The sequence below is a fragment of the Radiobacillus deserti genome, from assembly GCF_007301515.1.
Classification (GTDB): Bacteria; Bacillota; Bacilli; order Bacillales; family Amphibacillaceae; genus Radiobacillus; species Radiobacillus deserti.
The window spans coordinates 3,590,666-3,615,398 of record NZ_CP041666.1; the positions used below are offsets into that span (position 1 = coordinate 3,590,666).

Here is a 24,733-nt window from a genome sequence, read left to right on the forward strand (position 1 = left end):
ATTCTTCTTATTCTTCCGTTACATGCACTTTGATGGTTCCTGTTACTTCAGGGTGCAACTTTACTGGTACATTGCTATAACCTAATGCACGAATTGGGTTATCTAACTCAATCTTACGCTTGTCCAATTTAATTTTATGAGATTTTTTTAGCTCATCTGCAATTTGTTTGCTTGTTATGGACCCGAAAAGTCTTCCACCTTCTCCAGATTTCGCTTTTAGTTCTACAGTAAGATTTTCTAGGGTTGCTTTTAGTTTTTTTGCATCTTCTACTTCTTCTTGCGCTAATTGCTTCTCTTTATTTTTTTGCGCTTCTAACGCTTTTAAGTTTCCACCTGTCGCTTCTACAGCCAGGTTGTTTTTTAATAGATAGTTTCTTGCATATCCATCGGATACGTTTTTAACTTCTCCCTTTTTCCCTTTCCCTTTTACATCCTCTAAAAAGATTACTTTCATTCTGAGTCTCCCCCTTCGAAATACTCATCAATAATGGATTGTAATTGCTCTCGAGCTTCTTCTAATGTAACATCATCTAGTTGCGTCGCAGCATTCGTGAGGTGTCCACCACCATTCATTTTTTCCATGATGATTTGGACGTTTATATCTCCTAAAGAACGGGCACTAATGCCTATCCGACCGTCGGAGCGCTCCGATATAACAAAGGATGCTTTAATCCCACTCATCGTCAGCAATGTGTCTGCGGCTTGCGCAATAATAACAGGACCAAGTGTATTCCCTTGTTCGCCGACTGATATGGCGACACCTTCTCGATAGATTTTAGTATTCTCTATTAAATGACTTCGCTCTATATATATATCCAAATCTTCTTTCATAAACTTCTGCACGAGCACTGTGTCCGCACCTTTTGAACGGAGATAGGAAGCCGCATCAAATGTACGGGATCCAGTACGGAGTGTGAAACTTTTTGTATCTACAATAATACCAGAGAGTAGTGCTGTAGATTCTAACATATTTAATTTCAAATTTTTTGGTTGATATTCTAATAGCTCTGTTACAAGCTCCGCTGTAGAAGAGGCATATGGCTCCATATATACAAGCGTTGGGTTTTCGATAAACTCTTCTGCACGACGATGGTGATCGATGACCACCACGTGCTCTGATTTATTTAATAATCTCGACTCTGCGACTAACGAAGGCTTATGCGTATCTACAACGACTAACAATGTGTTTTTGGATACAATGTCCATCGCATGGTCTGGCGGAATAAAATGGGACCAAAGATCTTCCTCTAAACGGATCTCTTCCACTAATCGTTGAACCCCTGTATCAATATCATCATGGTCTAACACGATATAACCATCCACGTCATTGGCCTGTGCAATTTTTAAAATTCCGATTGCTGCTCCAATGGAATCCATGTCGGGAGATTTATGTCCCATAATAAGAACTTTATCACTTTCACTCACAAGCTCTTTTAAAGCATGGGAGATAACACGTGCACGTACTCGCGTTCTCTTTTCCATTGGATTTGTTTTTCCACCATAAAATCGAACCTTGCCAGATTCCTCCTTAATGGCAACTTGATCTCCACCGCGTCCCAATGCTAAATCAAGGCTGGACTGAGCTAGTTCTCCAAGTGTCGGTAAGGAAACTTCTCCAGAACCAATTCCGATACTTAGGGTCAACGGTACGTTTCGATCCGATATAAGTTCGCGAACCTCATCTAAAATTTCAAATTTGGTTTTCTCTAATTGCCTAAGAATTTGCTTGTTCATCACAGCTAAAAAACGCTCTTGTGAAGTTCGTTTTAAATAAATGCCATATTGATTCGACCATTCATTTAAAATGGAAGTCACTCGGGAGTTTATTTGACTTTTCGCTGTATCATCCATTGCTTGCGTGATTTCTTCATAGTTATCAAGAAAAATAATTCCTAAAATTGTCTGCTCATTGAAATATAAATTTTGAATTTCTTTTTGTTTCGTCCGGTCAAAGAAGTAAAGCAATCGCTCTTCTTTTTTAATCACAACTTGAAAATCAAACGCATCGATTGGTAACCATATATCGTTTTTTTCCTCTTTTATAGCTGTAACGATATCATCTGATAATTCTCGTAGTGACTTTCCTACTAGCGTTTCATCCTCCGTAAATTGATTCATATACGGATTTACCCATTCAATAAGAAAATCATCACTAAATAATGCAATCCCAATGGGCATCTCCAGTAATGCTTCTTCCCCTACCTTTTTCACTCGATGGGATAACGTACTAATGTATTCTTCTGTCTCTACAACAATATTACGTTCCATTTTAACGCTGTAGTAAATAGAGGCAATTAATAAGGCTGTCATAATCAGGCCAATAATCCATTGAAAATACCAAATAAAGCCTAAACAGATGACAGACAAAACATATATGATTTGTAAATGGCCACTCATGGATGGCTTTTTAATAAAGTCAGGCATATCTTTCAGCTCCTAAAACTATACTCCGAGCTATATACATGTTCGGCTAGGAAGTACATGAAATAAAACCAATTGCAACGAACCTTCAGACTCCTCCTAGCTAGCGTCTCATGTGACCTACTTTTTCTTTTCATCTGTTATTCGATCTCGTAATCCGAAACCTAAATCAATTATACCTAAGATTCGGATAAGATACAGTCCTATGAAAGGAAAAAGAACCGAAAAGACTATAGTAATAACTGGAATTGCCTTTGATAATTTTTTCGTGTGTGTATAAAAGAAAATAAAGGATAAACCTTGTAGAATCACTAAGAATCCAGCTAAATTACTAATGTTTATTGCAGCTTGGTACAGCATTCCGGATTTTTCGGTCACTATCCACATTAATACAATACCGATGAAATAAAACCAAACAACGGAAACTGGAAGTCGAAATTGTCGGAATGGCGGAAACGTCAGCTTTCTTTTTTCCGACACGTATATTATTTTATAACCTAACCACTGTGCAAGGAAAGCTAATAGGATGCCAATTACTGCAAAGACGACGGGTAGTAAATCGATCACATAAAGCATTTGCTCTAGGACTAAATCCATGTTCGCTTCAGATGCATCTAATCCGAACGATGTTAGCATCTCTTCACTTGTCTGAATAGATTCGTGAATAGCTTGTCGTATTTCTTCCACTATGTGGATTGAAAATGCAGACTGAATAAAAAGAAAGCCTAACATTATTCCTAAAATGGAGCCAACAGAGCCTCTTGCCCACGATTCATATGGACCTCGCTTTTGGTGAATGGATTCTCCTAGCATCGTTCCCGTTAATACCGCTACTAGACTAAAAGGAACGGTTATGATGGAGAATAAAACCGTCGTAAAAAACACGGTAATAAGTGCAAAGATACTACCGGGTTTCCACCCATATCTTGAAGTAAATAAGAGAAATGGGATAGGTAAGAAAAATACAGTTAATAGCTCGATTCCAGGAATCATGAGCGTACATAAAAGCAATACACTATATACAGCTACTTGTATCAATCCTGTGAGAAGCTGATTTCGATTATTCATATTTTGGACACCCCAAACTATTTTGTATTCCTATTTTCACCCCGGATATACATTTTGTTCCTAATTATGGTCTTTACGGAGAAAAAGCACAGCTAAAGCCGCTGTGCAATCTAGGTTCATCATACCTATGATGATTAGCTTATAGACCCATTCCGTAATCAAACATGATAACGCCATTATAATCTATTTACGTTTTAAAGTACAAATTATGTAGATACAGATGGCTCCTTTTCGAAGCTATTGTATAATAGACAGTAATATTGGGAGGGGGCGTATCATGATTAAAGCTGTATTTTTAGATTTAGATGATACTTTGCTATGGGATAAAAAAAGTGTACAAGTAGCCTTTCATAAGACTTGTACACTTGCAGAGGAACGCTTAGGTATAGATGCGAAGCAGCTGGAATCTGCTGTGAGAGCAGAGGCTATAAAATTATATCAATCGTACTCTTTTTATCCTTTTACAAAAAAAATTGGAATTAATCCATTTGAGGGTCTTTGGGGGACATTTGAAGATCAAAAGGATGAGTTTATCACCATGAATAAAATCATCCCGCAATATCAACAGGATGCTTGGATAAACGGATTGCGAGCATTGGGAATTGATAATCCGTATTTCGGTAAAGAGTTAGCCAAAACATTTCCTAAGATGAGGAAAGCTAGTCCATTTCTGTATGAAGATAGCTTAGACGTTTTGGATAAGCTTCAAGCCGACTACCGATTATTGTTAGTAACGAATGGGTCCCCTCAACTACAAAAAACAAAATTAACCATTACACCTGAACTTGCACCTTATTTTGAACATATTCTAATTTCCGGAGATTTCGGGATTGGAAAACCAGATCCAAGCATTTTTAAACATGCATTAGAGCTTGTTTCCCTTTCTCCTGATGAGGTCATCATGGTTGGGGATAATTTGTTAACAGATATTCTAGGAGCCTCCAAATCTCAAATAAAATCTGTCTGGATTAATAGAGAAGAAAACGAGCTGCATACTGTGGCTCCTACTTATCAAATTCATTCACTATCTGAATTACCAGAGCTACTAAATAACATAAATAGTAACTAATAAAAGCAGGCATTATCTATAGGATAATGCCTGCCACCACTTACAAATCTATTGGGGTTACACCGTAAATATCCGATAGCTGACTAAGTTGATCTAATGCTCTTCTTTCTAAATGCTTATCAATGGTTAACATCATAATTGCATCTCCACCTGCGTTCGAACGGCCAACCTGCATTGTCGCTATGTTGATTTCTTCTCGAGCCAATAAAGTACCTACTCGACCAATCGCACCTGGTTGGTCTTTATGTCTAATAAATACCATGTGCCCTTCTGGCAACACATCCACACTATACGTATCTACTAAGACAATACGAGCACCAAGTCCATTTAGAAGCGTTCCAGCTACTTTTCTAGTACCTACATTTGTCTTCACTTCTACTGTTAATAGGTTTGTAAAACCTTTGGCAGAGGATGACTTATGCTCATGTACTTCGATTCCCTTTCGATCAGCTAAAAAAGCTGCATTTACATCGTTGACATGATCTCCTAAATGGCGTTTTAATAATCCTTTTAACGCATTTCGTGTTAATGGACCCACCTCAAAATCCGTTAATTCTCCAGAATAGTAGATGTTGACTTCCTCCATGACCCCTTGCGTCAAATTGGATACGAATACACCTAACTTTTCCGCTAAATAAAAATATGGCTCTATTTTATTCATTACTTCTTTTGCGACAGATGGTAAATTAACTGGATTTTTCGCTAACCCACCAGATAGGAAATTCACCACATCGTGGCTCACATCTATGGCTACACTTTCCTGTGCCTCTACAGTACTTGCTCCTAAGTGGGGCGTTGCAATTACTTCCGGTAGCTCCAAAAGCTTATGGTCCGTTACAGGTTCCTGTTCGAATACATCGAGTCCAGCTCCTGCAACTTTTTTGTTCACAATCGCATCATATAGTGCATCTTCATCTATGATACCACCACGTGCGCAGTTTACGATTTGTACACCATCTTTCATTTTCTCAAATGCTTCCTTATTTATTAAATGCTTTGTTTCTTTTAATAATGGAGTATGGATAGTTATAAAATCAGCTTGAGCCAACACCTCTTCTAACGTCCCGTACCCAATCCCCATTTTTTCCGCTTTTTCTTCTGTCAAAAATGGATCATAAGCTACTACATTCATACGTTGACCTTTTGCACGAGCTGCCACCTCTGCTCCAATTCTCCCTAGCCCAACAACACCTAATGTTTTATTTTTCAGCTCTACTCCCACATATTTTTTACGATCCCATTTTTTATTTTTTAAGGCATGGTAGGCTTGAGGGATGTTTCGAGCTAATGACATTATCATCGCCATCGTGTGCTCGGCCGCAGAGTTGGTATTTCCATCAGGAGCATTTACGACAATGATTCCATGTTCCGTTGCTGCATCTAGGTCGATATTATCGACACCGACTCCTGCTCTTCCTACAATTTTTAAGTTTTTTGCTTTCTCTATAATCTCTCTCGTAACCTGCGTCTGGCTTCGAACGAGTAATGCATCAAAGGCTTCAATCTTCTCCGCCAATTCTTCCGGTGTTAGTCCAGTATCTACAGTAACTTCTATATGCTCGGCTTGTCGTAATGGATAGATTCCATCTTCACTTAACGGATCACTTATCAGTACCTTTAAGACCATTTCTTTAAACCTCCTGTAAATATACCTTTTGTGCCGCTGCGACACCTTTACCTAATTCAATAGACTTCCCAGTACGCTGTAACGCTAATTCTAATAGACTTATGATTTGTAAAACATCGGCCGGCGAACAGTATCCCATATGACCTATACGGAATATTTCTCCTTTCATATGCTGTTGTCCACCAGCTACAGCTACTGCAAACTCATTTTTTAATACTTTTCTTAAAGCTTCTGCATCAAAATCGTCTGGTTTAACTGCTGTAACAGTAGGTGATCCATCCTCATCGTTTGTTAAAAGAGGGATTTGCAGCGCCTTTAATGCTTCCCGAGTCATGTTTTTCATAAGAGAATGTCGCTTGTAAACATTGTCTAGTCCTTCTTCTTCCAATAATTTGAAGTACTTGATGTAGTCCAAACAGCAAAGATAAAGCTGCTGGTGTAAAAGGAGTAGAGTCTTTCACCAAATTATCTCGATATTTCTTTAAATCCAGATAAAATCTTGGTTGTGCATTTGCTTCGATTACGTTCCAGGCTCTCTCACTAGCAGCAATAAAAGCTAAACCAGCTGGTAACATTAAAGCCTTTTGGGAACCCGTCACAAATACATCAATTCCCCACTCATCCATTTTCGTTTCTACACCACCCACGCAGGACACTCCATCTACTGCGATTAAGGCATCCGATACGGAACGAACAGCTTCTCCAAGCTTATCAATTGGATTTAGTACTCCTGTAGACGTCTCACAATAGGTTGCAAAAACAACTTTAATTTCTTGATGTTTTTGCAAATAGCTTTTAACCTCTTCGGGATCAAATGCTTTTCCCCATTCTACATCCATGCGGTGATTCTTAATTCCATATGCATCACATATTTTCGTGAATCGATCTCCAAACGCACCTGTAACAATTACTAGTACTTCTTCTCCTGGTCTAACCGTATTCACGACGGCCATCTCTAACCCTGATGTTCCACTTGCACTAACGACCATAACTTCTTGTTCCGTACCGAATATAGGTTTGAGCTTAGGACGGATAGATTGGATAAGCTCTTTTGCCTCTTGACCACGATGTCCAATCATTGTTTGACTCATCGCACGATGCACACTAGGAGGAATTGGACTAGGTCCTGGTATACGTAGAAACTGTTGATCTGCTAACATATGAACAAAACTCCTTTCGAAAATCGATGGTTAGATGGAGTAAATACATTTGATACTCCTTGCTTAAAAGCAATAAAAAAAACTTCCCACCCCTTACTTATCTGTAAGGGGCGAAAAGTTTAGCTAACTTACGCGGTACCACCCTTTTTTGCTGAACATCATCATTCAGCCTCCATTGTTCAAAATAACGGCTCTTCACCGGACAAACCTAATCCATATTTGTTTCAGCTTGTCTATTCAGAAGTGCTATTCTTTGGTCTTGCCACTGATTCTCACCATCCATCAGCTCTCTATAGACATGATTCAAAGAACCTATCTTCTTCAACATATTTATACTCCGTAATGAATTTTCATTTATCATATCAGAATTATTTTTATTGTCAATATATTTAACAAACTTTATTATATGAAAGCGTTTTTAGTTTTCGACTGTTTTCCGTTATCCTTATAGTAATATAAAATGTGGTTTTTTATACAAAAAAATCTCTATCAACGATTTGTTGACAGAGATTTTTAATAAGCTTATTCACTTACGTATGGTAACAATGCCATTTGACGAGCTCGTTTAATAGCAATTGTTAGTTTACGTTGATATTTTGCAGAAGTTCCAGTTACACGACGAGGAAGAATTTTTCCACGTTCGGAAACGAAACGTCTTAGAAGATCAACATCTTTGTAGTCAATGTGTGTAATTCCGTTCGCTGTGAAGTAACACACCTTACGACGCTTTGCGCGTCCACCACGACGTCCTGCCATGTTTTTCCCCTCCTTCAGTTATTAGAATGGTAAATCGTCATCAGATATATCAATTGGCTCCCCATTATCACGGAATGGGTCGTCCTCTCTTGCAAAGTCATTGTTGTTTGATTGGTTCTGATTTGGTTGGAATCCAGCCGAACCTTGTCCTCCTCCGGAAGAGGCACCTTTTGTTTCTAGGAATTGCACAGAATCCGCTACAACTTCCGTAATAAAGACACGTTTTCCGTCTTGTCCGTCAAAACTTCTTGTTTGGATACGACCATCTACTCCAACTAAGCTCCCTTTACTCATAAAGTTTGCTAAGTTTTCTGCTGGTCTTCTCCAAACAACACAGTTAATAAAATCCGCTTCTCTGTTTCCTTGTTGGTTAGAAAAAGGACGATTTACTGCTAAGGTGAAATTGGCTACAGCTACTCCATTTGGTGTATAGCGTAAGTCCGGATCCTTCGTCAACCTGCCGACGAGTACGACACGATTCAACATCAGAACCACTCCTTATTGTTCGTCTTCGCGAATCGCAATGTGACGAATAATGTCATCAGAGAATTTCGCTTGACGGTCGAATTCATTAATGGCGTTTTCATCGCCTTTAAAGTTAATCAATACGTAGATACCATCGCGATAATCATTGATTTCATAAGCAAGGCGTTTCTTCCCTACTTCTTCAACTTTTTCGATTTCCGCACCGTTATCAGTAAGGATTCCGTTAAAACGCTCAACTAGAGCTGTTTTCGCTTCCTCTTCGATATCTGGGCGGACGATGTACATGATTTCATATTTTCTCATCCGTTTTGCACCTCCTTTTGGTCTTAGCGGCCCCTTGATTTCAAGGAGCAAGGAGTAAATAATCTAGTTAATTACTCACAATGAAGTATTATAGCAAATAATTGGTGCTTTAGCAAGTTGTCTTTCTTATTTACTGTCAAACAAACGGACGAAGGTCTCCGACTAACTTACACATTAAAACGGAAATGCATGACATCTCCATCTTGCACCAAGTATTCTTTTCCTTCTAATCTTACTTTTCCTTTTTCTTTTGCAGCAGTCATAGAACCTGCATCCATCAAATCATTGTATGATACTGTTTCTGCGCGAATAAATCCTTTTTCAAAGTCCGTATGAATAATTCCTGCAGCTTGTGGTGCTTTTATACCTTTTTTAAAGGTCCAAGCTCTTACTTCTTGTTCCCCCGCTGTAAAATAAGTAGCTAATCCTAACATGGAATATGCAGCACGAATAAGCTGATCTAGACCGGATTCTTTAATACCGAGCTCCTCTAGGAACATTTCTTTTTCTTCTCCCTCTAACTCAGCAATTTCAGATTCTACTTTAGCACTTATTACAATTACTTCTGAACCTTCCGTTGCAGCAAATTCGCGTACTAATTTTACATTCGGATTTTGTTCTGCTTCTAGCAACTCATCTTCCCCAACGTTAGCAACGTAAAGGACAGACTTGCTTGTTAATAAGTGAAGCCCTTTAGCAATTTTCTTTTGATCATCTGTCAGTTCCACTGCTCTTGCAGGAATCTCATTTTCTAGTGCATCCTTCAGTTTCGAAAGGACCTCATATTCCACGATTGCTTCTTTATCTTTTTGCTTCGCTAATTTTTCAACTCGTTGGATTCTCTTTGTTACACTCTCTAAATCCGCTAAAATTAGCTCTAAATTAATGGTTTCAATATCAGAGATTGGATCTACCTTACCCGAAACGTGGGTAATGTTTTCATCTTGAAAGCATCGAACGACATGACAAATAGCATCTACTTGTCTAATATGAGATAGGAACTGATTACCGAGTCCTTCCCCTTTACTTGCCCCCTTTACAATTCCTGCAATATCCGTAAATTCAAACGCGGTTGGGATTGTTTTTTTCGGATTTACTAGCTCTGTTAATTTGCCAAGACGATAATCAGGAACTTCTACAATCCCTACATTTGGATCAATTGTACAAAACGGATAATTCGCTGATTCTGCACCTGCTTGTGTAATTGCGTTAAATAAAGTTGATTTCCCAACGTTTGGTAAACCAACGATTCCTGCTGTTAAAGCCATAATTCACTTCCACTCCTTAAGGATTACCGGTCATATGATCGTTTCCGCAATAACCATTTTAGTATAGTTTTAACATATCACAAATCAACAAAAAGAAGAAACAAGGAAAGCCAATCCCTTGTTTTAATAGTTTAGATAACTATTTTCTTTCTTTTCCTTTGTTTCACGTGGAACATTTTAATTTTGTTCTTCACGCTCTAACACTTTCTTTAGCTTACTAGTGAATTTCTTTCGGGGGATTAATACGCTATGTCCACAACCTTCACATTTAATTCGGATATCCATCCCCATCCGTATTATCTTCCAGCGATTTTCACCACAAGGGTGTGGTTTTTTCATTTGAACCACATCATGAAGCTGAAAGTCTTTCTCTACCATATGGCTACTCACCTTCCTTTTGTTCCTTTTCTCGCGCATACATAACCATTCGTGGATAAGGAATATCGATTTGTTCTTCATCAAATTTATGTTTAATCTCTTTTCTAATAATACGCGATATTTCCCAATGCGTCATCGGTTTTACCTCTGCGGTAATTCTAAGTACAACATGAGAAGTATCAATCAATTGAATTCCAAGTGATTCTGGGGGACTAACTATCTGTGGATACCTTGCTGGAAGAACGCATAATACCTCTTCGATAAGACGATCCACTTTATTAATCTCCGTTTCATAAGGAACTTTCACATCGACAACCGCAATACTATTATGGATCGAGTAATTTGTTATTTGTGTAATGTTCCCATTCGGAAGTATGTGGAGTTCTCCTGTCCAGCTTCTTATCTTAGTTGTCCGTAAACCTATTTCATCGACTTCCCCTTCAATCCCAGATACACGGACATAATCCCCTACGGAAAACTGATCTTCAAAAATAATAAAAAATCCTGTTACTAAATCCTTTACTACATTTTGTGTTCCGAAGCCAATAGCTAAACCAGCAAAGCCCGCACCTGCTAATAACGCACCTACCGGAATGGATAGTGCCTCCAGTATCATAATGAATGAAGTAAAATACACAATATAGTTGAGCGCATTGTGAATTAATTTTTTTAACGTATTTTCTCTACGAGCAGAAATTTTGAACGGTCCCTTCTCTCTTTTACGAAATAACCGTTCTATGATATTCTTTCCTAATTTAATCACAACAGAGGCAATGACGACAATGATTAGAATACGCAGTAAAACTTGTCCCAAGTCTTTCCAAAGTTGTGGCCCTACTACTTTTTGCAGGAATCCGTTCCATTCCTTGTGAAAGTTACTTTCAGATCCAGCTACAACCTCATACATATATTCTATCATTTTTCTAATCCTTTGTATCGATTAACAATAGGGTATAAAAGGATGGAGGAAAGCACGTACAAGTTCAACACACCATATAAAGGGTAAAGATATTCAATTAACGTTGAGAATCCGATATTGGTTAGTGGAAGCATCAATAGAATAGTCAAAAGGGCTAACAACCACAGTGGACCAGAAATAATGTTTCTTAAACGGGTAACTAACCCTAACGTGCCAGATACTGCGGTTGTAAAAATTGCTAACCACAACATTGCAGACATAAATAAAAACATAACATATGGGTAATCCTTTAATATCGCAAATAATGGGATTTCATATAAAAGCACAGCATCTGATATTTGCACTAAGCTATTATTATACACATAAGAAATAACTCCTAAAACTAGTCCACTTCCGAGACTAGCAATCCATATTTCACCCTTTCCCTTTACTTGATTTCCAACTGCCCCTAATACAGCGATTAACGGTAAGATATTTAGTGCAGTAAAAGGAAATGCAGCAGTCCAATTCCGTTGATTCGCTAAATCAGGAATGAAGGATAAATCATTCTGTAAGGAAAAGATTACAAGCACGCTAAAAAGACCCATAATTAATAGTGGCAAAATAAAACTGTTCAATGACAAAACACCATTTATATCTTTTATAAATACAAGTATTAATGGTAAGGCAATAAATAAAATTCCAAACCAATTTGGCAAGTTAAAAGCGTGAAGTGTGGCTCCACTACCCGCAAGCATGATAACGGTAGTTGAAAATAAGTAGAGTAATATCATTCCATCATATATTGCACTCAATTTTTTCCCAACGATTTTTTCTAATACAGGAAAATAGTTAGACGATTTATTTTCATAGCTAATTCGCAAAATAACATAACAGCTTAGTGTGAAAAAAATCGTAAATAACAGGATAGCAAGTCCACTTTCTTTACCAAAAAATTGCCACAGTTCTCTACCGGAAGCGTATCCTGCGCCAATCATCGTTCCAATTATTAAAAACATCCATTTAAATCCTGAATTCCACATAACGTTCCTCCAGTTAAATTAGTTTCTTCGATGTATAGAAGCTTGTAAAAATTCGTATACTATAACGAATATGTCACTGGAGGAAAAGCTATGAATCTAATGAACAGATTTTCAAAAAATAAAAGGGTTGTGTTCTCTAATGATGATTCTTCCCTTTCCTTAACGTTAGCTAAGACTCTCCATCAATGGCGGCTAAATAAAGATACAGAAGTAGTAATTGTTTGTATCGGAACAGATCGTTCAACTGGTGATTCTTTAGGGCCTCTGACAGGTACGCTATTGCTTGAAAAGGGAATAAGGCATTTATCTGTATATGGTACGCTAAAAGACCCAGTACATGCCGTTAATTTAAAGGAGAAGTTACAATACATTTACAAGGTACATCCCTCCCCTTTCATTATTGCGGTAGATGCTTGTTTAGGGAAAAAGCAATCCATTGGACACATTATTGCGGGGCAAGGTTCATTGAAACCTGGTGCTGCATTAAAAAAGGACTTACCTGAGGTTGGCGATTCACACATATCCGGTGTTGTAAATGTTGGTGGATATATGGATTTTCTTGTTCTACAGAACACTAGATTGCACCAGGTGTTAGAGATGGCTCAAAAATTAGCAACTAGTCTTTCTTATTTAGATCATTTACTAGCATTAGAGAAAAAAATACACCCAAAACTTCCATCTACTAAAAAAGCCCCTTAAAAAAGAATCTTCAAATGAAGATTCTTTCAAAACCATGCTTGATATATCGCTATAAATAATGCAACCATCACAATAGAAGGTAATAGATTGGCTACTTTTATATCTGTTATTTTCAATAGATTCAATCCTATGGCGACGATTAACAACCCTCCGGTTGCAGTCATTTCAATAATAAACATATCCATAAATTCTTCTGGTAGCATTCGTTGAATATTCGTTGCTAGTAACGCAATTGTTCCTTGATAGAGAAGAACTGGAATAACAGATAAAACAACTCCAAAGCCGAGTGTTGTGGTAAGAACTAGTGCGACAAAACCGTCCAGTATGCCCTTTGTAATTAAAACTTCATGATCTCCTCTTAACCCACTATCTAACGCACCAATAACTGCCATGGCACCTACTACAAAGATAAGTGAAGCTGTAATAAAGCCTTGTGCTACACTCACTTCGCTTTTTGACTTGAATTTCGTTTCTACCCATTGTCCAAAACGATTCAAATTAGAATCTAGTTGAAGAACTTCTCCTAGTATGGCACCCGTTAATAGACTAAGTAGGACAATAACAATATTTTCTGTTTTAAAAGCCATCTGCATACCAATTAAGAGAACAGCTAAACCAATCCCATTCATAATGGTTTGTTTCATTTTCTCTGGAATTTTTGTAAAAAACAACCCAATAACTGTTCCAAGTAAGATACATGCTCCATTTATTAATGTTCCAAGTAACGCCATTTCTACAACTCCATTATTTATATTAAATTGTTTCACGTGAAACATAGACTTATTTGTCAAAGAAAAAGCCTGACTTTATTGATTACAATAAAGTCAGACAGGATTTCAAGAATGAAATAAATCTAAAATTCTCTCTAAATCTTCATCAGAGAAAAATTCTATTTCAATTTTCCCTTTGCGTTTTCCCTTATGAATAGTAACGCCCGTACCAAGTTGTTCTCGAAGGAGATTTTCTCTTTCTACAAGGAAAATATCTTTTTTGATTTTTTCCTTCTTTTTCTTCTCCTGAGGTGCATTTTCATTTAATGAAGTAATGAGCTGTTCAACTTGTCTAACATTTAATCCTTCTTTTCTTATCTTTTCAACCACTTTTTCTATCTTAGATTTATCTTTTAATCCTAGTAAAGCTCTTCCATGTCCCATAGATAGTTCTCCACTATTGATTAAAGCACTTACTTGGTCTGGTAAGGTTAACAAACGCACTAGATTTGCGATATGGGGTCTACTTTTCCCTAACCTTTTTGCCAATTCTTCTTGTGTTACGTTTAATTCTTTCATTAGATTAGAGTATGCATAGGCTTCTTCAATAGGTGTTAAATCCTCCCTTTGAAGATTTTCTAACAATGCCAACTCCATCATATTCTCGTCCGTCAAATCTTTTACAATGACAGGAATTTTTTCTAGTCCAGCTTCTTTAGATGCACGGAATCTTCTTTCTCCAACGACAATTTCGTAGCCTTTAATGCTTTTTCTTACGATTAAAGGTTGTAGTATTCCATGCTGTAAAATGGATTCCTTTAATTCTTCAATCGCGTCAGCATGAAAGGTTTTTCTCGGTTGATATGGATTTGGACGACATTCCTTAACAGAAACTTCTTGAACCAATTCTTCATCAACGGATTCTAGTTCAGGAAAAAAAGCATTAATACCTTTCCCCAACCCTCTCGCTACCATTGGCGATCACTTCCTTTGCTAATTCAAGATATACTTCGGCACCGCGGGATTTTGGATCATACAAAATGATAGGTTGTCCGTGACTTGGTGCTTCTCCTAGACGAATGTTTCTTGGAATGATAGATTGATAGACTTTATCTTGGAAATATTTCTTCACTTCTTCAATCACTTGAATCCCAAGATTTGTTCTTGCATCTAACATCGTTAACAGGACACCTTCTATCATCAGTTGTTTATTGAGGTGTTTTTGAACTAATCTAATTGTGTTAAGTAATTGGCTTAACCCTTCTAATGCATAATACTCACACTGTACAGGTATCAATACTGTGTCAGCAGCTGTTAAAGAATTAATAGTGAGTAACCCAAGTGAAGGAGGACAATCAATAATAATAAATTCATAGTTGTCTTTTATACTATCAATTGCTTTTTTCAAGCGTACTTCACGGGAAATCGTAGGCACTAATTCTATTTCAGCACCTGCTAATTGGATAGTAGCAGGGATAATATCTAAATTTTCTACGGATGTAGGAACACACACTTTCTCAGCTTCTAAGTCCTCAACTAAGACATTGTAGATACATTGGTCCATGTCAGCTTTATTTATTCCTACCCCACTGGTTGCATTTCCTTGTGGGTCAATGTCTACGAGAAGCACTTTATGATTTAAGTATGCTAAACAGGAACTAAGATTCACTGCTGATGTTGTTTTTCCTACGCCACCCTTTTGATTTGCAATGGCGATTACTTTGCCCATGGTGTCACCTACCTAACTAACTTTACTTTTTATTTTATCACTTTTTTTAGTATTTGGTCGATTTTTCTTCAAATTAATAAAATCCTGTACTTTTCTACTACTTATTTGGTAGTTATTTATAACAAATATGTAATAGGATGCAGATAAGTTCTTGTAATTTTCTATTTTAACAATACGAGTAATTGCTCATAGATCAGAGAACTATCCCTTCACTCTAGTGAATGTCTTGTACATACAAAAGGACATTCTTTTAAGGCAAAAAAGGACCCATCTTCGGGTTACAAGATGGGGCAACAACCTATTATGTTTTCTTCTTTGGAATCTTTATCGTAATTTGATAGTAATCATCATAGTCTTCTTCATCTGTTTCTAAATCGATTCCCGTATCTGAAACCATGCTTAAAGACTGCCTAATAGTATTCATTGCAATTCTCATATCTTTGTTAAAGCCTTTTAGCTTAGGTTTTCTTTTTTTAGGTTTATCTTCAAAAAGCTTCGCAATTCGCTCTTCTGTTTGTTTTACATTTAGTTCTTTTTCCAGTATATCTTGCAAGATTTTCACTTGCGTTTCTGGATCTTTTAATACGATTAATGCTCGTGCATGACGCTCTGTTATCTTTTTTTCTAACAAAGCAACTTGTACCTCTTCTGGTAACTTTAATAGTCTCATTTTATTCGCAATGGTCGACTGACTCTTGCCTAGCCTTTGTGCTAAAGCCTCTTGTGTTAACCCATGTAATTCTAGTAGTTTTCCGTATGCCATTGCTTCTTCTATAACCGTCAACTCTTCTCGTTGCAGGTTTTCTATAAGAGCAACAGAAGCAGTTTCCGTATCCGTCATATTACGAATAATAGCCGGAACAGTTTCCCATTCTAAATACTGAACTGCTCTCCATCTTCGTTCACCTGCAATCAATTCATACCCATCATTCTCTTGGGATATTTTCCTTACTACAATCGGTTGAATGATTCCATGAGTTCGGATTGTTTGAGCTAATTCTGCTATTTTTTCATCACTAAAAATGGATCTTGGTTGAAATCGATTTGGTTCAATCTCTCGAACCGGAATATGAATGACCTCATCTGGATGATAATCATTTTTCTCTTCTGTCTCTGATTTATCTCCAGTGCCGAATAAACGACCAAAAGGGTGTTTCATCAATTACACCACCTTACTTACAATCCTAGTCTTAAGTATTTTTCATTGTTTCACGTGAAACATTATGTTTAGATACTCTCTATGAGAAAGTCTACTACATTCCAGAAAAAATAGATTTAGAAGGATCGAATCATTTCACTTCCTTATTTTATCATATATACGGGTATAAAAGTAATTGATTCGAACACAAAAAATATTATTATAGGTAAAAGTTCATAGTTATCTAGTATTAATCTATAAAAGGAACTTCTTTTTAATTTGAAGGGCTGTTTCTTTCGCTGATAAATTTGTATTATTTATTCGTAGATAATTTGGATGTATAATTTCATTCTCCAATGAATTTAATCGATGTTTCTCCATTGTTTCTTGTAAATTTTGTTCAGACTGTTGAATATTTCGTTTTGTTGGCTTGTGCACAAGCCGATGCTCACTCTTATTTCGAACCAACCGTTCCTTTAAATCAGCTTCAAGCTCAACCATATACACATCTGCACCATTGGATTCAAATATTTCTTTTACCTTTCCTAAAAATTCCCAATCCTTTTCTTGATCAAAGGCCCATACATATGTAAAAATAATACCTGCTTGGTTACTTGTAGCCACTTCCTTGAACATTTCAAATCGGAATACATCTACTAATCTCCATAGAGAAGGAGAATCAAAATCGAAAAATTGGTGCACGAGATCTATGGTCATATGATTATGAAATAGTTTAAGATCTGTTATTTTTGCAAGCTCTTGTCCTACAGTCATTTTTCCTACAGCTTGTGGACCAAATAAAAATATTAATTTCATTTATAACCTTCACCCCTTCCATTTATTTAGGAGTTTTAACGAAAAAATGGTTTGTTCTCATCCCTCTTATACTATAGTAATAATAATTCTTTTTTGTACCTAAAAAAGCCTTCTTTTTACGTAAAAAGAAGGCTTTCATCTTATAAAGGCTGTTTATTCGGAACACCTGGTTTTCTAGGAAATTTTTTCGGGGTTTTTTTCGTTTTCTGGATAATCGCAATATTTCTTTCCCCATTTTCCTCTGGAAGCTGAAAAGTCTCTACTTTTTCAAGCTTTCCTCCTAATAGTTCTAATGCACTTTGTGATTCCTCTATTTCTTGGGAAATACTTGGTCCTTTCATTGCGATAAAAGCACCTGGTTTCTTAACTAGTGGAAGGCATAATTCCGATAATACGGACAAACGTGCAACCGCTCGCGCCATCACAACGTCAAAGGATTCCCTAAACCTTTCATTTCTCCCGAATAACTCCGCTCGATCGTGATAGAACGCTACCTCTTCTAATCCTAATTGATTGGCAAGATGATTCAAAAATGTAATCCTCTTTTGCAGCGAATCTACGATAGTTACTTTTAATTCGGGAAACATGATTTTTAATGGAAGGCTCGGAAATCCAGCCCCCGCACCTACATCACATACTCGTAAAGGACGATTAAAATCAAAATAAAAGCCAGCTGAAATGGAATCGAAGAAATGTTTTGCGTACACCTCTTCTTCTTCCGTAATAGCTGTTAAATTCATTTTTTCATTCCATTCCACAAGTGTTTTAAAATAAATATGAAATTGCTCTCGTTGCTTCGCATTAACGTCTAAGCCTCTTAGTTTTAATTCATTTAGAAAGGTCTCTATGTTCATACCGTATTCCTTTCATTACTCATTCGATACTTTAGCAATGTTCCCTTGTTCAATATAGACTAATAAGATGGATACGTCGGCTGGATTAACTCCGGAAATTCTAGAAGCCTGGCCCACCGATAATGGACGAACTTTCTTTAGTTTTTCTCTCGCTTCCGTTGCAATACCACCGATTGCATCATAATCAATATCCTCTGGTATTTTTTTATCTTCCATCTTTTTCATACGATCCACTTGTTGATTGGATTTTTCAATATACCCTTGATATTTCACCTGAATTTCTACTTGCTCTTTTACGTCCATGGGAAGATCCTTTTCTGGTGCAGTAATTCGCTCAATCATGTCATATTTAATTTCAGGTCTTCTTAGCAATTCATAAGCTTTTGTCGGTTCTTTTAACCGTGCTGCACCCGCTTCTTCCATAATAGATAATACATGGTCATCAGGCTTAACCGTTTCTTTTTGAAGACGTTTTTTCTCTTCTTCTATCAACCGTTTCTTTTCTTGGAACCTTTCGTAACGTTCTTCACTAATTAATCCAATATCATAGCCAATATCCGTTAATCTTAAATCCGCATTATCATGACGCAACAATAGTCGATATTCAGCTCTTGATGTAAGTAAACGATAAGGCTCATTTGTTCCTTTTGTTACTAAGTCATCAATTAATACACCGATATACGCTTGGGAACGATCTAAAATCACAGATTCTTTATCAAGTGCTTTAGATGCAGCATTGATGCCCGCCATGATTCCTTGTCCAGCCGCTTCTTCATAGCCAGACGTGCCGTTAATTTGTCCTGCAGTGAACAGGCCTGGTATTTTTTTCGTCTCTAATGTTGGCCATAATTGTGTTGGAACTACCGCATCATATTCAATGGCATAACCCGCTCTCATAATTTCTGCGTTTTCTAAGCCGGCAATAGAACGTACCATGTCATGTTGAACAAATTCAGGTAATGAGGTAGAAAGGCCTTGAACGTAAACTTCTTCTGTATTGCGTCCTTCTGGCTCTAGAAAAATTTGATGGCGCGGTTTATCGTTAAAGCGGACAACCTTATCTTCAATGGAAGGACAATATCTTGGCCCTGTCCCTTTAATCATTCCTGAATACATAGCAGATAACCCAAGGTTTTCATCAATAATTTTATGTGTAAATTCATTCGTGTACGTGAGCCAGCAAGGAATTTGATCTGTTATAAACTCTGTAGTTTCATAAGAAAATGCTCTTGGCTCTTCATCGCCTGGTTGAATCTCTGTTTTTGAATAATCAATCGTATGACTGTTCACTCGAGGTGGTGTACCTGTTTTAAAACGAACCAATTCAAAGCCAAGTTGTTCTAAGTGTTCCGATAGCTTTACTGATGCTCTTTGGTTGTTTGGTCCACTTTCATAGGATAAATCACCAATAATGACACGTCCACGCATAAAGGTGCCAGTAGTGATGACTACTGCTTTCGCACGGTACACTGCTTTTGTCTCCGTGATAACCCCTTTACATTCTCCATTTTCTATTAATAATTCGTTAACCATCCCTTGACGCATCGTTAAATTCGTTTCATTTTCTAAAAGTCTCTTCATTTCTTGCACGTACAGTGGTTTATCCGCTTGTGCACGTAACGCTCTCACAGCAGGACCTTTCCCTGTATTTAACATCCGCATTTGAATGTGTGTTTTGTCGATTACACGTCCCATCAGGCCGCCTAATGCATCTATTTCACGAACGACTACGCCTTTTGCTGGTCCACCTACGGAAGGATTACAAGGCATAAATGCAATCATATCTAGATTTAGGGATAGCATTAAAGTATTAGCACCACGTTTTGCGGAAGCATAAGCTGCTTCAACTCCTGCGTGACCAGCACCGATGACAATGACGTCATATGTCCCTGCTTCATAAGTCATGTTAAATTCTCCTTTTCTAATATCTCTGCTATTTTCCAAGACAGAATTGAGAGAATAGTTGGTCGATCAGACTTTCATGTACCGTATCGCCGATTATTTCTCCGAGTAGCTCCCACGTTCTTGTTACATCGATTTGTACAAGGTCAATTGGCATTCCAGATTCCATTCCCGTCATAGCATCTTCTAACGCTTGCAACGATTGTTTCAGAAGCTGTATATGTCTTACATTTGATACATAAGTTAAATCGCCTGCATCCAAATCCCCTTCGAAGAAGGTCTTAGCAATAGCCTCTTCTAGTTCATCAATGCCTTTCTCTTCAATAATCGAAGTTGTAATAACTGGATTACCTTCTGCTAATCCATCTACCTCTTCTAAGTTAATCTTTCTTGGAAGATCTGTTTTGTTCAATATAACAATTTTTTCGAGACCCTCTGCAGCCTTAAAAAGTTGTTTATCTTCTTCTGTTAGTTCATCACTATAGTTAAGAACCATTAAGATTAAATCTGATTCCTTCAATACTTTTCGAGATCGATCAACACCCATACGTTCCACGATATCTTCTGTCTCTCGAATCCCCGCTGTATCGACAAGTCTTAACGGAACCCCTCTTACATTCACATACTCTTCTATTGTATCTCTTGTTGTTCCTGGGATGTCCGTTACAATGGCTTTATTTTCATGAACAAGCGCATTCATCAAAGAGGATTTTCCTACATTAGGTCGTCCGATAATCGCCGTTGCTAAACCTTCTCTCAATATTTTACCCTGTTTAGCCATTTGTAATAATCGCTCTATTTCTTCATAAACTTCCTTCGTCTTCTCCTTCATCATCTCATGCGACATTTCTTCCACATCATCATACTCTGGATAATCGATATTCACTTCCACATGCGCAACCGTTTCGATAAGTTTTTGGCGCAAATTTTGAATCAATCCAGATAAACGGCCATCCATTTGTTTTAAAGCTACGTTCATCGCTCTATCCGTTTTTGCCCGAATCAAATCCATAACCGCTTCCGCTTGGGATAAATCAATTCTTCCATTTAAAAAAGCACGCTTTGTAAATTCACCGGGCTCCGCAAGTCTTGCTCCATTCGCTAGTACAAGTTCTAATACACGGTTTACGGATACAAGACCACCATGGCAATTGATTTCCACTACATCTTCACGTGTGAATGTCTTCGGCCCTCTCATCACTGTTACCATTACTTCCTCTACCACTTCATTTGTACGAGGATCAATCAGTTTACCGTAATGTATCGTATGAGACTCAACATCCGTTAATCTCTTCCCATCAAATAGCCTTGTTGCAATTTCTACAGCCTCTTGTCCACTCAAGCGTACAATCGCTATGGCCCCTTCTCCAATTGGAGTGGATATCGCGGTAATTGTATCTGTATTCACCTGCTCACCTCCATGACTCTTACTTTATCTATATAATCGTTACTGGTTATACACATTATTTTGTCACTAACTTCATAGAATACCACAAGTTTTTGCTTTTTGAAAGATATCCACAAAAGGATACCTCCTCTATTTTATCACCCTTATCCACATGTGAATAACTTATTTGCTTGCAGATTATCCACACCAAGTATTTTTCTACACAAACAGAAGACATAAAAAAACTCCCCAAAGGGAGTTTTTAGCACTTTTATGAGGAATGAATAACTACGTGACGGTTAGGCTCCGTTCCTTCCGAAGAAGTCGAAATATCCGTCCGATCCTGTAAAGCTGTGTGAATCACTTTTCTTTCATACGATGGCATTGGTTCTAACGTTACAGAACGTCTAGTTGAAATTGCCTTTTCCGCCATTCGATTTGCTAATGTTTCTAACGTTTGTTTTCTACGATCCCGATATCCTTCTGCATCTACTACTACCGTATAATAATCCTTTGCATTCCGATTAACAATTAACTGCAATAAATATTGAATGCCATTTAATGTTTGTCCTCTTTTTCCTATTAATAAAGCAATCTTATCTCCGGAAAGATCAAACGTAATGGTGTTTTGTACCGTTGTTGTCGTTACCTTTACGTCAACACCCATATGGCGTGCAATATCTTGTAAATACGTTTCGGCAACCTTCAAATGACTAGGAGCTAAAGTGACTTTTACAATTGCTCTTTTAGAACCAAACAATCCTAAAATCCCTTTTTTCCCTTCATCAATAATTTCAATATTGACTTGGTCTCTTGTTGTGTTTAACTGCTGCAATGCTGATTGGACCGCATCATCAACTGTTTGACCAGTAGCAGTTATCTGTCTCACTTTTCATTTCCTCCCGCATCTTTCATCATAGGTCTTCTAATAAACACCGTTTGAGCTACCATGAAAATGTTCCCAACTACCCAGTACAATGCTAAAGCCGATGGGAAGAAGATAGCTGTAACCCCAATCATAATTGGCATCATATATAACATCATGGTCATCTGCGGCATCATGTTGTTACTTTGATTAGACATACCTGCCATCATAAGCTTTTGCTGAAGGAACGTAGCACCCGCCGCAACTATTGGTAAGATGAAATACGGATCAGGTTGTCCCAATTGGAACCATAAAAATTCATGTTTTTCAATTTCAGCTGTCCGCATAATAGCATGATAAAATGCAATCAAGATGGGCATTTGAACTAAAATTGGCAAGCAGCCTGCCATCGGATTAACACCATTTTTTTGGAACAATGCCATCGTTTCTTGTTGTAATTTTTGTTGGGTTTTTGCATCTTTTGAGCTGTATTTTTGTTTTAATTCTGTAATTTGTGGTTGAATTTCTTGCATTGCTTTTGAACTTTTTAATTGTTTAATGTTCAAAGGTAATAAAGCTGATCGAATCAATATTGTAACAACTACAATCGATAAACCGTAGTCATTTCCAAATAATTCAGCAAAGTAAGTAATTAACCAGGATAAAGGATACACAAAATAAACGTTCCAAAAGCCTGTGCTGTCACTCGTAATGTCTTCATTAATCTGTCCGCAACCTGCTAGTAACACTAGCAATCCTATTAAGGCCGCTGTCAGGATGACCTTTTTACGCAATGTTCTTCCTCCTTACTTCCTATAAAAGCTACCTGTTGTATGTATTTTACCATTTCTTCAAGCTTTAGTTCTATTTTTTATTTCTACTTTTTTTATATAGTATTTTAGATTTAGTTAAAACATGCATTAAACTATTTTTCACTTGGTGAAAGTCCATATCTAGAACAGGTTTCCTAGCAATAATGATTAAATCATAATGAGGTTGTACCTGATCTTCTAATTCAAGAAAAGCTTGTCTTATATATCTTTTGATTTGATTCCTCTCTACGGCATTTCCAACTTTTTTACTAACGGAAAGCCCTATACGAAAATGTTCTTGATTATCTTTTGGTAAATAGTAAAGAACCAGCTGGCGATTAGCAAAGGACTTTCCTTTTTTAAATACCAGCTGAAATTCTTCATTTTTTTTCATACGATATGCCTTTTTCATGGGAAGATTCCCTCCAAATCCATGAGAATACAACCCTTGTCCCCAACTGGATAAAAGGTATTTCAACAGTCCTACTATCTTCTATATAGAAGCGACCCAGCGCTGGATCGCCATTACTTCAACATAAAATAAGACTAAGGGTTCTTCAAAAGTTTCTACTTAGCCTAGCTTTTTATACTTTCCTTACGTGAAAAAGACCACTGACAGTGTTCAGTGGCCTATGCAGATAATACTTTTCTTCCTTTACGACGACGACGCGCTAAAACTTTTCTACCGTTTTTAGTGCTCATACGTGAACGAAAACCATGTACTTTTTTACGTTTACGATTATTAGGTTGAAATGTACGTTTCATTTATATACACCTCCCTGAGGAATTAAAAATCAATTATATAAAAGACAGTCCAATATATTATAAGTAATACACCATCCCAATGTCAACTAAGTTTCGAGGTGTGTCTCCTCATTCTTGAACTATCCACAGATATCCACAGCTCCTGTTTACATGTTGATTATCCACAATCGACTTTCCACAACACTTATCGACAAATTAATAACAAAATATAGTATTGTGGATAGTTTCTGTCTACAACCTGTAGTTAATGTGGATAACTGTCGAAAAACCGTTGCAACATCAGTATTTATTTGGTATTATATTTGTGTTTTAACAGTGAAAAAACCTCATCCATTTATAATATTATCCACAGACTGTGGATAAGGTGTGGACATTTACACACATCCCTGTTTGCAACATTATCAACAAACCTGTGGAAAATTGTTATAAATGGATACGACCCTATTAGTTATTATATAATTTTATCCACATTCTTTTTTTTCGTATGTACCTTTCGATCTTTCCTATTTTATTCATTCGAAAGATTGCGAGAGGTTTTTTATTTCCTATACTTAACCTAGCGAAAGGGGTGTCCCTCGA

25 protein-coding genes, 1 pseudogene and 1 other annotated feature are annotated in these 24,733 nt (G+C 37.2%); of the genes and pseudogenes, 2 read left to right on the forward strand and 24 right to left on the reverse strand.

The annotated features are described in order from the left end of the window. Nucleotides 1-7 precede the first annotated feature (7 nt). From rplI to FN924_RS18640, 3 genes are all read right to left on the reverse strand, one after another. Complete coding sequence (rplI, locus tag FN924_RS18630) at nucleotides 8-454, reverse strand: 50S ribosomal protein L9 (RefSeq protein ID WP_143897036.1); 447 nt, start codon at nucleotides 452-454, stop codon at nucleotides 8-10. Beyond that, the gene (locus FN924_RS18635) at nucleotides 451-2,424 is read right to left on the reverse strand and encodes a DHH family phosphoesterase (RefSeq protein ID WP_143897037.1); all 1,974 of its coding nucleotides are present in this window, start codon (nucleotides 2,422-2,424) and stop codon (nucleotides 451-453) included. Before FN924_RS18635 ends, rplI begins: the two co-directional genes overlap by 4 nt. Before the next feature lie 117 nt (nucleotides 2,425-2,541). Next, nucleotides 2,542-3,489 (reverse strand): YybS family protein, encoded by a 948-nt coding sequence (locus FN924_RS18640; RefSeq protein ID WP_143897038.1) that lies wholly within the window; start codon nucleotides 3,487-3,489, stop codon nucleotides 2,542-2,544. A gap of 277 nt (nucleotides 3,490-3,766) precedes the next feature. Between FN924_RS18640 and FN924_RS18645 the strand changes: the two genes are divergently transcribed. Beyond that, nucleotides 3,767-4,558: an HAD family hydrolase gene (locus FN924_RS18645; RefSeq protein WP_143897039.1), complete on the forward strand. Its 792-nt coding sequence runs from the start codon at nucleotides 3,767-3,769 to the stop codon at nucleotides 4,556-4,558. Nucleotides 4,559-4,598: 40 nt separating this feature from the next. Here FN924_RS18645 and serA read toward each other — a convergent pair whose 3' ends face one another. From serA to FN924_RS18690, 9 genes and pseudogenes are all read right to left on the reverse strand, one after another. Beyond that, nucleotides 4,599-6,185: a phosphoglycerate dehydrogenase gene (gene serA, locus FN924_RS18650; RefSeq protein ID WP_143897040.1), complete on the reverse strand. Its 1,587-nt coding sequence runs from the start codon at nucleotides 6,183-6,185 to the stop codon at nucleotides 4,599-4,601. 4 nt (nucleotides 6,186-6,189) lie between these two features. Then, a pseudogene (locus FN924_RS18655) lies at nucleotides 6,190-7,345 on the reverse strand (pyridoxal-phosphate-dependent aminotransferase family protein). Nucleotides 7,346-7,448: 103 nt separating this feature from the next. After that, nucleotides 7,449-7,679: a binding site (T-box leader), on the reverse strand. 188 nt (nucleotides 7,680-7,867) lie between these two features. Next, nucleotides 7,868-8,101, reverse strand: coding sequence for a 30S ribosomal protein S18 (gene rpsR, locus FN924_RS18660; RefSeq protein ID WP_143897041.1), 234 nt, complete (start codon nucleotides 8,099-8,101; stop codon nucleotides 7,868-7,870). 21 nt (nucleotides 8,102-8,122) lie between these two features. Then, nucleotides 8,123-8,587: a single-stranded DNA-binding protein gene (gene ssb, locus FN924_RS18665; RefSeq protein ID WP_143897042.1), complete on the reverse strand. Its 465-nt coding sequence runs from the start codon at nucleotides 8,585-8,587 to the stop codon at nucleotides 8,123-8,125. Between the two features lie 12 nt (nucleotides 8,588-8,599). After that, nucleotides 8,600-8,890, reverse strand: a complete 291-nt coding sequence (gene rpsF / locus FN924_RS18670; protein WP_143897043.1) for a 30S ribosomal protein S6 — start codon at nucleotides 8,888-8,890, stop codon at nucleotides 8,600-8,602. Between the two features lie 167 nt (nucleotides 8,891-9,057). After that, nucleotides 9,058-10,158 (reverse strand): redox-regulated ATPase YchF, encoded by a 1,101-nt coding sequence (ychF, locus tag FN924_RS18675; RefSeq protein ID WP_143897044.1) that lies wholly within the window; start codon nucleotides 10,156-10,158, stop codon nucleotides 9,058-9,060. A gap of 177 nt (nucleotides 10,159-10,335) precedes the next feature. After that, entirely contained in the window at nucleotides 10,336-10,536 is a 201-nt protein-coding gene (locus FN924_RS18680; RefSeq protein WP_143897045.1) for a DUF951 domain-containing protein, read from the reverse strand. A gap of 4 nt (nucleotides 10,537-10,540) precedes the next feature. Continuing rightward, entirely contained in the window at nucleotides 10,541-11,455 is a 915-nt protein-coding gene (locus FN924_RS18685) for a mechanosensitive ion channel family protein (protein ID WP_228409517.1), read from the reverse strand. Then, nucleotides 11,452-12,477: a YkvI family membrane protein gene (locus FN924_RS18690; RefSeq protein ID WP_143897046.1), complete on the reverse strand. Its 1,026-nt coding sequence runs from the start codon at nucleotides 12,475-12,477 to the stop codon at nucleotides 11,452-11,454. Before FN924_RS18690 ends, FN924_RS18685 begins: the two co-directional genes overlap by 4 nt. A gap of 99 nt (nucleotides 12,478-12,576) precedes the next feature. Between FN924_RS18690 and yyaC the strand changes: the two genes are divergently transcribed. Beyond that, a complete protein-coding gene (gene yyaC, locus FN924_RS18695) occupies nucleotides 12,577-13,176 on the forward strand; it encodes a spore protease YyaC (protein ID WP_407692026.1) in 600 nt (199 codons plus the stop codon). A gap of 26 nt (nucleotides 13,177-13,202) precedes the next feature. Here the strand turns inward: yyaC and FN924_RS18700 are convergent, their stop codons facing one another. The 12 genes from FN924_RS18700 to rpmH form a co-directional block, all read right to left on the reverse strand. After that, nucleotides 13,203-13,907: a DUF554 domain-containing protein gene (locus tag FN924_RS18700; protein ID WP_143897297.1), complete on the reverse strand. Its 705-nt coding sequence runs from the start codon at nucleotides 13,905-13,907 to the stop codon at nucleotides 13,203-13,205. Nucleotides 13,908-14,012: 105 nt separating this feature from the next. Then, nucleotides 14,013-14,861, reverse strand: a complete 849-nt coding sequence (locus FN924_RS18705) for a ParB/RepB/Spo0J family partition protein (RefSeq protein WP_143897048.1) — start codon at nucleotides 14,859-14,861, stop codon at nucleotides 14,013-14,015. Further along, nucleotides 14,830-15,615, reverse strand: a complete 786-nt coding sequence (locus tag FN924_RS18710) for a ParA family protein (protein WP_143897049.1) — start codon at nucleotides 15,613-15,615, stop codon at nucleotides 14,830-14,832. Before FN924_RS18710 ends, FN924_RS18705 begins: the two co-directional genes overlap by 32 nt. A 301-nt stretch (nucleotides 15,616-15,916) precedes the next feature. Beyond that, on the reverse strand, nucleotides 15,917-16,774 hold the full coding sequence (noc, locus tag FN924_RS18715; protein WP_143897050.1) for a nucleoid occlusion protein: 858 nt from the start codon (nucleotides 16,772-16,774) through the stop codon (nucleotides 15,917-15,919). A gap of 234 nt (nucleotides 16,775-17,008) precedes the next feature. Continuing rightward, nucleotides 17,009-17,569, reverse strand: coding sequence for a DEAD/DEAH box helicase family protein (locus FN924_RS18720; RefSeq protein WP_143897051.1), 561 nt, complete (start codon nucleotides 17,567-17,569; stop codon nucleotides 17,009-17,011). Between the two features lie 140 nt (nucleotides 17,570-17,709). After that, complete coding sequence (gene rsmG / locus FN924_RS18725; RefSeq protein ID WP_143897052.1) at nucleotides 17,710-18,423, reverse strand: 16S rRNA (guanine(527)-N(7))-methyltransferase RsmG; 714 nt, start codon at nucleotides 18,421-18,423, stop codon at nucleotides 17,710-17,712. A gap of 15 nt (nucleotides 18,424-18,438) precedes the next feature. Beyond that, nucleotides 18,439-20,328, reverse strand: coding sequence for a tRNA uridine-5-carboxymethylaminomethyl(34) synthesis enzyme MnmG (mnmG, locus tag FN924_RS18730; RefSeq protein ID WP_143897053.1), 1,890 nt, complete (start codon nucleotides 20,326-20,328; stop codon nucleotides 18,439-18,441). Between the two features lie 28 nt (nucleotides 20,329-20,356). Beyond that, the gene (mnmE, locus tag FN924_RS18735; protein ID WP_143897054.1) at nucleotides 20,357-21,733 is read right to left on the reverse strand and encodes a tRNA uridine-5-carboxymethylaminomethyl(34) synthesis GTPase MnmE; all 1,377 of its coding nucleotides are present in this window, start codon (nucleotides 21,731-21,733) and stop codon (nucleotides 20,357-20,359) included. Nucleotides 21,734-21,983: 250 nt separating this feature from the next. Then, a complete protein-coding gene (gene jag / locus FN924_RS18740; protein ID WP_143897055.1) occupies nucleotides 21,984-22,601 on the reverse strand; it encodes an RNA-binding cell elongation regulator Jag/EloR in 618 nt (205 codons plus the stop codon). Beyond that, nucleotides 22,598-23,371 carry a YidC family membrane integrase SpoIIIJ gene (gene spoIIIJ, locus FN924_RS18745; RefSeq protein ID WP_143897056.1) on the reverse strand — a complete coding sequence of 258 codons (774 nt, stop codon included), beginning with the start codon at nucleotides 23,369-23,371 and terminating at the stop codon, nucleotides 22,598-22,600. Before spoIIIJ ends, jag begins: the two co-directional genes overlap by 4 nt. Before the next feature lie 70 nt (nucleotides 23,372-23,441). Next, nucleotides 23,442-23,801, reverse strand: a complete 360-nt coding sequence (gene rnpA, locus FN924_RS18750) for a ribonuclease P protein component (RefSeq protein WP_143897057.1) — start codon at nucleotides 23,799-23,801, stop codon at nucleotides 23,442-23,444. Between the two features lie 218 nt (nucleotides 23,802-24,019). Then, nucleotides 24,020-24,154: a 50S ribosomal protein L34 gene (gene rpmH / locus FN924_RS18755; RefSeq protein ID WP_069717992.1), complete on the reverse strand. Its 135-nt coding sequence runs from the start codon at nucleotides 24,152-24,154 to the stop codon at nucleotides 24,020-24,022. Between the last annotated feature and the right edge of the window lie 579 nt (nucleotides 24,155-24,733).